We start from the raw sequence: 8,788 nt of genomic DNA, 5'->3' as shown, positions 1-8,788 counted from the left end.
CTATCCCGGCGGGCCGCCCTCTAAGAAAAAGAAAAAGGACAAGAAAAAGAAGGGGTTTGGAACCCTCTAGACTCGGTATCTTTCGCGCAGATTTTTAACTCGCAATGAGAAGGGGGACTCTTCTTGACTTTTTCTAGAAGCTCCCCCTTTTTTGCTTGTGCAGCTACCATTCCAGCGCCCGATGCCTAACGAGTCAGGCGGGTTAGCACCTGATTTGACCGCTCTACGAAGGCCTTCATGCCCTCGGCATCAAACCCCTTCTGGCTCATCAGAGCTAGGTCATAGATGTGCTGGCAGAGCAGCGTTGAGAGGTCATCTGATGCAGCAGATCCGTCCGGCTGGAGGATGGTGTTCTGGCTGCGGGACAGCAAGTTTTGCACCAGCGGATGGGCCGTGTTTACCAGCAGAATGTGTTCCTCTGGGAACGCCATTTCCTGCTGTTGCAGCAGCGCGGTCATTTCCTGGAGGCGGCGCAGGCTTTCGGGCAGCAGCACCATCGCGGGCGGCGCGGCTTCGGCATTGTCGGACTTGAGTGCTTCGGTGCGAATCGTCAGCTTGGGCTTGTTCAGCGCCTTTTCAAACAGTTCTTTAATCTGTTCGCTGCGGGTCTTGTTGGTGGTCGGGTCAACGATGTCGTTTGCCTGGTCTTTGTCGATCAGCGTATCGTCGAGTTCGGAATCGACCCGCGAGAAGCGCACTTCGGGATACTCTCGCTCCAAGAAGCTGACGAAGTGCGAATCGATGAAGGAATCCAGGAACAGCACCTCTAGCCCCTGGCTCTTGTGCAGTTCCACATAGGTCGCTTGGTTTGCCTCATCGTTGCAGTAAAAGACACGGTTAGGATGACGTTCCTTGTTGCGTTCAAGGTAGTCCTTGAGCGTGGTGTAGGTTTTGCCATCGACCGTATTAGACGGAGCGGCAGCACCCGACTCCCACACATCGCCCTCGGCAGTCTGCACTTCTACAGCCGGTTTCTCGGCAGGTGGCTCCTGATAGGTTGTGCGGAAAATCAGGATATCTTCGACCTGCTTTTTGAACTTGTCGTCGTTCATCGAGCCGAATTTGACAAAGGTGCCCAGGTCTTGCCAACTGCGGATGTAGGCTTCGCGGTCGTCGCGGTAAAGTTCCTTGAGGCGATCGCCCACCTTTTTTGCAATGTAGTCTGCAATACGGCGCACCGTGCGATCGTTCTGCAAGAAGCTGCGCGACACGTTCAGCGGAATGTCGGAGCTATCAATCACGCCTCGCAGCGGCATCAGGAATCGGGGAATCACCTCTTCGCAGTTGTCGCTGACAAAGACCTGATTGCAGAACAGCTTGATTTGCCCCTTGGTCACGTCCACATCGGGGCGCAGCTTGGGAAAGTAGAGAATGCCGTTTACGACAAAGGGATAATCGGTATTCAAATGCACCCACAGCAGCGGGTCTTCCTGGAACGGGTAGAGATAGCGATAAAACTCCAGGTAGTCATCCTTGGTCAGCGAACTGGGCGACTCTTTCCAGGGTGCTTTTTGGCGGTTGATTTGCTCGCCGTCTAGGTAGATCGGCACGGGCATAAAGTCGCAATACTTCCGCACCAACTGCTGAATGCGGGCGGTTTCCAGGTATTCCTCTTCTTCGTCCTGCAACGTCAGCGTAATTGTGGTGCCCCGCGTCGTGCGATCGGACTCGGACAACTGAAACTCCGTAGACCCGTCACAATCCCACCGGACGGGCTGAGCGCCATCTTTGTAGGACAGCGTATCGATGCGGACATGCTTCGCCACCATAAAGGACGAATAAAAGCCCAGCCCAAAGTGACCAATAATCTGCTGATCGCCGCTGGCTTTGTACTTTTCGACAAACTCTTCGGCACTAGAAAACGCCACCTGATTGATGTACTTTTTCACTTCGTCGGCGGTCATGCCGATGCCGTTGTCGGACACTGACAGCGTTTTCGCGTCCTTGTCGATTTTGATTTCAATCAGTGGATCGCCCAAATCGCCGGAATATTCGCCGGAGTGCGACACCATTCGCAGCTTTTGGATCGCGTCTACGGCGTTGGATATCAGCTCCCGCAAGAAGATTTCGTGGTCGGAATAGAGCCACTTCTTGATAATCGGGAAGATATTCTCGGTATGAATGGAAATATTGCCCTGTTCCAGAATCGTCGTCATAGGTCTTGGAAGAGAGGGGAAAGGTTAATGGAATGGAGGCAGCGGAAGGATGAATTTCGGTGCAATCCTTCGAGCAGGTCATCAATCCTGCGATCGCCTCTTAATTTTAGTCGGCCGGGGTTTCGGTTGCGCGAGTTCGGATTTCCCTACCAGCGCGAATTTGCAGCCCCATCCGGCCCCATCAAACCTCCAGCGCGTGAAACTGCTGCGGCTCCCAGCAGAATTCCGCCCGCACTTCGCCCTGTTCGATTTCCACCTGCTCGGCTGCCAGCCGTTCCGCTTGGTCGGGCAAATGCTGAGTCAGCAACCGTCCGCCTGCACCCACGACGCGATGCACAGGCAATCCTGCATCTGCCTTTTTCAACAGCACGGGAATGGCGCGATAGTGGCTGGCCGTTAGCCCCAGCGCCACCAGCAATTCCGTCGTCCGCACTACACGCCCCGGCGGAATCCGCGCCACAAACTCGTGCAGTTTGCCCCGTGTGTCGTTGGGCACGGCGGGAAAGGTCTGCGGCAACACAACGGCGCGATCGCCCACCCGCACCGCCCCATCCCGAATCACCATCGCCAGCATTCCCCGCTGTCCATTAATCCGCTTTGCCAGCCCCGGCTGGAGCGTGTTTAGATAGGCGCAGGGTTCGCAGTCGCCCATGATCCGCACCTGCGCCGCCTCGCCAAGCTGCAACACCTGACCCGATACCAGTGCTTCCACCACGCCGTCTAGCAGGATGTTTTCTCGCAAGTCGCCCGGACGCAGCCCGTGTTCTATCAGCACCGGAGCGCTGGCCAGCAACACCTGTCGGGGACTGCCCGCCCGCGCATGGGAATCGCCGTCAATGCCCAGCCCCCGCCGCAACCAGAGGCGATCGCACGGCGTGGGCGGTTCGCCGGACGCGGTTTTGGTAAACAGGTGGAGAATCTGCAAAGTCGAACGCCAAAAAGAGAGGGCAAAATCGAGGACTCTGGGAATTTCAAGATTTTACGTCTTTGTGAAAAGGCTGCGTGAAAAGGCTGCCAGAGCAATTTTCTATAGCTTGCTTGCCTGCCCCCCAAACGCCGACTACGTTACGATATAAAACAACTCGCCGTGCATCAGTTTTTTTACCTCGTCATCCGGAGCCATCATGGGACTGCTTGACCGAATCTGGCGCGTGATTCGAGCCAACCTGAACAGCCTGATCAGCCAGGCCGAAGATCCAGAGAAAATTCTGGAACAGACCGTCATAGATATGCAAGAAGACCTGATCCGGCTGAGGCAGGCGGTGGCCCAGGCGATCGCCACCCAAAAGCGCACCGAGCGGCAGCAGGCCCAGGCAGAGGCCCAGTCCCGCGAGTGGTATCAGCGGGCGCAACTGGCGCTGCAAAAGGGCGAAGAAGTCTTGGCACGGGAAGCACTCACCCGCCGCAAGACCTATCAAGACACCGCCGATGCGCTGAAGGGGCAAATCGAGCAGCAGGCTGGCATCGTCGCCCAGATGAAGAAAAACATGATCATGCTGGAAAGCAAGCTGGCGGAGGCAAAGACGAAGAAAGATCTCTACATCGCCCGCGCCCGTTCTGCCAAGGCTTCTGAGCGGCTGAACGAAATGATTGGCAAGTATAACCCTGAGGGGGCACTGGCTGCCTTCGAGCGAATGGAGCAAAAGGTGCTGGATCTGGAAGCACGGTCGGAGGCGATCGCCGAACTGAATGCCGACAAGCTCGAAGAACGCTTTGCCCAGATCGAAAGCGGCGGCGACATCGACAGCGAACTGGCCGCGATGAAGGCAGAACTAATCGGGAAGCCCGCCCATGAGCTAGCGTCCGGTGAGTCCGCCAGATCACTGCCCGAAGCCGACGACCTGGCCCGCCTGCGATCGCAGCTTGAAGAGAGCTAGCCGATCGCCACTTTGCGTTTGCATCAGCCGCTATACCTCTTCGCCTGCGTGGTACGAACTCCGCACCAGTGGGCCCGACCGCACATGGCTAAAGCCCATCTCGCGGGCGATCGCCCCTAGCCGCTCAAACGCTTCGGGAGTCCAATACCGCTGCACGGGCAGATGGTCGAGCGACGGCTGCATGTATTGACCCAGCGTGAGGCGATCGCAGCCCACAGCGCGTAGATCCCGCAGGGTTTCCAGCACCTCTGCCTCGGTTTCGCCATGCCCCAGCATCAGCCCCGACTTGGTGGGAATCTGGGGGTTCAAGACCTTGACCTGCTGCAACACAAAGAGCGATCGCTCATACTTTGCGCCTCGCCGCACGGGCCCTTGCAGCCGCCGCACCGTTTCCACATTGTGGTTGTAGCAGGCGGGTTGGGCATTCACCACGGTCTGGATGCGCTCGATCTGGGCGGCTTCGCCCCCAGGGCCACCCCAAAAATCTGGAGTCAGCACCTCGATCTGGGTATCGGGGTTTCGCAGCCGAATCGCCGCCATCGTCTCGGCAAACCCGCCTGCGCCGCCGTCGGGCAGGTCGTCCCGCGCCACCGAAGTCAGCACCACATAGCGCAAGCCCAAAAGCTGCACCGCTTCCGCCACTTTTTGCGGCTCTTCGGGATCGAGCGGCATTGGGGCGTGCCCCTTATCCACCTGGCAAAAGGCGCAACTGCGCGTGCAGGTCGGCCCCATCAGCAAAAACGTCGCGGTCTTCTGGCTATAGCACTCGCCCCGATTAGGACAGCGCCCCTCTTCGCAAATCGTGTGGATCTGCCGCTTTTTGATGATTTGCTGAACCGTAGACAGGTCGCGGGCGTTGCCAATCGGCCGCCGCAGCCAGTCGGGCAGGCTGGGTCGAGGGGTGGCCGCAGGGGTCGCCCGTTCAGGTTGTGGCAGAGAAAATTCCTGCGTAAATTCTGGAGGCAACTGTTCTACAGGTTGGCTCATGGGGGCACAATAACGAAGGAGAGGGGGCGATCGCCCTTCCCTCGATTCTAGAGGGATTTCTAGAAGAACTCGCCGCAGACGCGAGCTGAGTTGAGGAAACCCAGTTTCGGGGCAACGCGCAGGGAGGATGACGGTTTCGGGCGAATCTTGACGGGCGATCGCGCGATCTGAAGCATGAACCGCTAAACTGAGTCGTATTAGTATTGGGTATTGGTATTGGGTATTAGTATCAAAAAGTCAGTCTCAAAAAATTGCATCCGTTATTCTGAAGCAAGCGCGTTTTTAATACGCAGCTCTTCCTAGTCTCCGCCTGCTCCCCGCTTTATTTAGAATTCTAGATTCGCTGCTTTTCCCGCTCGCTACTACCTTCCAGTCACTACCGCAGGAGTCCACCGTGGCAAGTCACAAAATCCTGGTTATCGACGACAGCCGAGTCATCCGCAACATGGTGCGCGACATGCTGCCCAAGGGAAATTTTGAGGTGTTGGAAGCCAAGGATGGGGTGGAGGGCATCAACCTAATTCACCAAGAGCATCCCAACCTGATCATGCTAGACTTCCTGCTGCCCCGCATGAGCGGCTGGGAAGTGTTTCAGGAAATTCAGGCAAAACCCGAACTGCGTGCGCCGCTGGTGCTGATGTCGGGTCGCCGCGAAGAGGTGACGGAAAAGCTTCCGGAGCCGTTCGAGTATTTCGAGTTCATCGAAAAGCCCTTTGAGCAAAAGGATCTGGTCGAAGCGATCAAATCCGCCATGGCCAAGTTCAAGAAATGGCCCCAGCCCGTGGGCGTGGGCGCGGCTGCGGCAGCCCCAGCAAGCAACGCCTCCAGCAGCACAGAGGTAGCCGCGCTGAACCAGAAGATTGACAAAATGCAGGCCGAAATCGACACGCTCAAGAAGCAGATGGCCCAGTTGCTTACGTTTATCAAGCAAAAGCTGAAGTAACGGCTCGAAGCTTTGCGGGGCGCTGCATTGCGGCCGCGCTGAATCGCCCCACAAGCTAATTGCCCCACAAGCTAATTGCCCAGCAGCTAATCGCCCAACAAGGTGTCGTGCGATCGCCCTGACAACACAAACCCAGGCGCAAGAGCAATATCTCACGCCTGGGCTTAATTTTGAAACTTTGATTGAAACCCTAAAGTCCCGAAGGAGAGTGAGGCTCTAAAACTGCCAGAAAGTCGCCCAGCGGTTCAAACTGACCGCTTCATTCTCACAGTTTCATGCTCATCAGCTTCATTACATCTTGTTCAAGTCAATGCCCGCAGCCTTTGCCATTGCGTCAATCCCCTTCTTTTCGAGGGTCTTGATCGCCTTGGTAGACAGGCGCAGCGTCACAAACCGCTTGCCCTGCGGCCACCAAACTCGCTTTTCTTGCAGGTTCACCTGTTGCAGCTTTTTCGTGCGACGATGCGAGTGGGAAACGGCGTAGCCATTGTTGGCCTTCTTGCCCGTGAGTTCACAAGTGCGGCTCATAGCGGTTTTCTCAAGTCATTAATTGGCACAAGCAATCATTATACAGTGTTTCTGAAGCCATTGAGGAGGTAGCAGGGGTCAAAAAAACTCTGTCTCTTGAGAACAGCGCGAACGGCAATCCTACGCCGCCACAGAGGGAGTTTCCGGAGAGGAGGCTGGGGAAATCAGAAGGCGATCGCCCGGTTTGGGTTCCAGCACTTCCGTCGCCAAGCCCGCCTGCGCCAGCAGCGCTCGACACTCTGTTGGACTACCCTCCCCCTTCAGCAGCGACGGCAGCAGCCCAGCATAGTCCACCGCCTGGCCCGCCCCCGTCGGCAGCAGGTATCGCAGTTGGAGCGATCGCGCCAAATCCACCGCGCTCTCCTGGCCTTGGATAATCGCGCCCACCAGCGGCAGTTTCACCGTCATCAGCGGGGCGATCGCGACATCCACTGGCGCGAGGTCTGCCAGCGCAGGTGCATGAAAGCCGTGTGGCTCGTAGTAGAGCCGCGTCCCCTCGGTTTGCCCCGTCAGCACATAGGCGTTTTCCGTCAAAAACGGGCCAATGGGTGACCCCGGAAACGCTTGAATCGAAACGCCCTTGTGGGTATACGTTTCGTAAATATACGTTTCGCCGTGCGCCAGCGCCGTCACCGAGCCATAGCCCAGCCCCGTCACAAGGCTGACCGCATTCGGCGAACACACCACCGGAATCGCCTTATCCAGCGCCTTCAGCGTCTCCACATGGGCATGATCCTCCAGCCCCTGCGACAGCAGGATTAGATCCACCCCGTCGGGGATGGCGGGCGGCGTGCGATGTGTCACCTTCAATAGCCACTCCTGGTTGCCCACCGTCAGCGGCCCCACCAGCCACGGATCGAGCAAAATCCGCACCTCGTCTAGGTCGATCAGCCAAGAGTTATTGTCTAGCCAGGTGAGATACATGGCAACTGCCCCCACAGAATCCAGATGCTTAATATTTCTACACCTTGGATCTTATCGCTCCCTTGCCGGAGCGGCCGGGTTTTGCCTTCTAAAAAGTGGCGAAGGGGGAAAGAATGCCTTCTATTAGCAGCAGCGGCGAGCTGGCAGAATTCATCCCAAAGCGATTCGCGCTCTGGCGTATCAGTGGGGACGCATTCTCTGGCGCTGCTGGCAAGACCGCCATCTGGCAACACTCGACTGCAAAAAGTGGCCGCTGGCAGTGCTGCTAGCTCAAAGTCCCGTTGAAATGACGGCTAGTGCAGCGGATGAGGTTGTAATGCTATGGGCGAAGTCACGCTAAAGGACACGTAAAAGCCACGCTAAAAGGCACGTAAGAGTTCAATAAATAGAACGCTTTTAGGAATCTAGTCATGAATTCAATGGAGTCAGCTTGCGGCTGGCTTATGGTCTGCTGCGTTTAGAGTCTCGGCTTCAATTAGACTTACCGCTTCTTCAACGCTATCTGTTGACTCTGTCTCCCTCAGGGACTATGTTAGACCGCCTCGACTACGCAAACATAGGGTCTGATGAAGGCGGTAATAACCCCGCAATTTGGCTAAGAGCATGATCTAGAAGATGAATTCGCTCAAATTGAAATTCTGGTTTAGACTGCTCTATGAACTCCTGCCAAGTTAAAAAGACGATATTGTAGCTCGATATATTATCTAACATTTGCTTCACCCCCCGATGGTAGGGTGGATCAGCAATCAACATACCTCTAACTCGATGTGTTTTAAGGTTTCCAGCAAGAAACGCTTGATATATGCCAATTCGAGTAGCGTGATCTGCATCCACACGCACTCCTGGACGCATGATTTCAACCACAAGAAGTTCGTCACCCTTTTGAAAAACCAGATCAGCCTCAAAATTCATCCCACTCCGATTGAGGCGGTCAACTTTCACGCCCAGTTGTTGCAATATAGTTTGCAGTTCACGTCTCTTTGCTAAAGGCTGCCATCCTTTACCAAACAACTCAGAATGGTCATAAAGATGATCTTGAAACCTATTCTCAATTGGTCTACTGACGTTGGCTTGGACTTTGTGTTGTAGCTGCTTCCATCCAAGTTCGTGATGGAGATACTGATGAGACTCGCCTAGACCGCGATACTTGGTGCGGATTACAACTTCTACTTTCATCTTGATTCGCTTTTAATTTCTGGAGATTTTAGCATACACAAGCGTTTCTCAAGTCAATAGTACGCTTAGTCTCCAAACAGTTCGGAATAGCATTATACTCTGTACAGATAATTTTATGTACCGCCCTACCGATAACCTTGCGGTCTAACGGTGAAGTTGTGCGGCGGCAGACAAGCTTGAACTCTCACCGATAACCT

Annotated in this window: 8 protein-coding genes; 2 read left to right on the top strand and 6 right to left on the bottom strand. The window is 55.5% G+C overall.

The window, feature by feature from the left end; genetic code table 11:
• Positions 1–185: 185 nt before the first annotated feature.
• Both htpG and IGS51_RS21170 read right to left on the bottom strand, forming a co-directional pair.
• Positions 186–2,156 (bottom strand): molecular chaperone HtpG, encoded by a 1,971-nt coding sequence (htpG, locus tag IGS51_RS21175; protein WP_297080735.1) that lies wholly within the window; start codon positions 2,154–2,156, stop codon positions 186–188.
• Between the two features lie 181 nt (positions 2,157–2,337).
• Complete coding sequence (locus IGS51_RS21170; protein ID WP_297080734.1) at positions 2,338–3,081, bottom strand: MOSC domain-containing protein; 744 nt, start codon at positions 3,079–3,081, stop codon at positions 2,338–2,340.
• A gap of 199 nt (positions 3,082–3,280) precedes the next feature.
• Here IGS51_RS21170 and IGS51_RS21165 point away from each other — a divergent pair, with 199 nt between their 5' ends.
• Positions 3,281–4,033, top strand: a complete 753-nt coding sequence (locus IGS51_RS21165) for a PspA/IM30 family protein (RefSeq protein WP_297080733.1) — start codon at positions 3,281–3,283, stop codon at positions 4,031–4,033.
• Positions 4,034–4,063: 30 nt separating this feature from the next.
• Here the strand turns inward: IGS51_RS21165 and lipA are convergent, their stop codons facing one another.
• Entirely contained in the window at positions 4,064–5,020 is a 957-nt protein-coding gene (lipA, locus tag IGS51_RS21160) for a lipoyl synthase (protein WP_297080732.1), read from the bottom strand.
• A gap of 394 nt (positions 5,021–5,414) precedes the next feature.
• Between lipA and IGS51_RS21155 the strand changes: the two genes are divergently transcribed.
• Positions 5,415–5,963: a response regulator gene (locus tag IGS51_RS21155; RefSeq protein ID WP_297080731.1), complete on the top strand. Its 549-nt coding sequence runs from the start codon at positions 5,415–5,417 to the stop codon at positions 5,961–5,963.
• A 291-nt stretch (positions 5,964–6,254) separates the two neighbouring features.
• Here the strand turns inward: IGS51_RS21155 and rpmB are convergent, their stop codons facing one another.
• The 3 genes from rpmB to IGS51_RS21140 form a co-directional block, all read right to left on the bottom strand.
• On the bottom strand, positions 6,255–6,491 hold the full coding sequence (gene rpmB / locus IGS51_RS21150; RefSeq protein ID WP_068508289.1) for a 50S ribosomal protein L28: 237 nt from the start codon (positions 6,489–6,491) through the stop codon (positions 6,255–6,257).
• Between the two features lie 120 nt (positions 6,492–6,611).
• The gene (locus IGS51_RS21145) at positions 6,612–7,415 is read right to left on the bottom strand and encodes an MBL fold metallo-hydrolase (protein WP_297080730.1); all 804 of its coding nucleotides are present in this window, start codon (positions 7,413–7,415) and stop codon (positions 6,612–6,614) included.
• A gap of 546 nt (positions 7,416–7,961) precedes the next feature.
• Positions 7,962–8,591, bottom strand: coding sequence for a hypothetical protein (locus IGS51_RS21140; protein ID WP_297080729.1), 630 nt, complete (start codon positions 8,589–8,591; stop codon positions 7,962–7,964).
• Positions 8,592–8,788 lie beyond the last annotated feature (197 nt).

This window comes from Thermoleptolyngbya sp. M55_K2018_002, from assembly GCF_015295965.1.
Taxonomy (GTDB): Bacteria; Cyanobacteriota; Cyanobacteriia; order Elainellales; family Elainellaceae; genus Thermoleptolyngbya; species Thermoleptolyngbya sichuanensis.
Note: the sequence above shows the minus strand (reverse complement) of the source record. Positions and strands in the feature narration are given on the sequence as shown.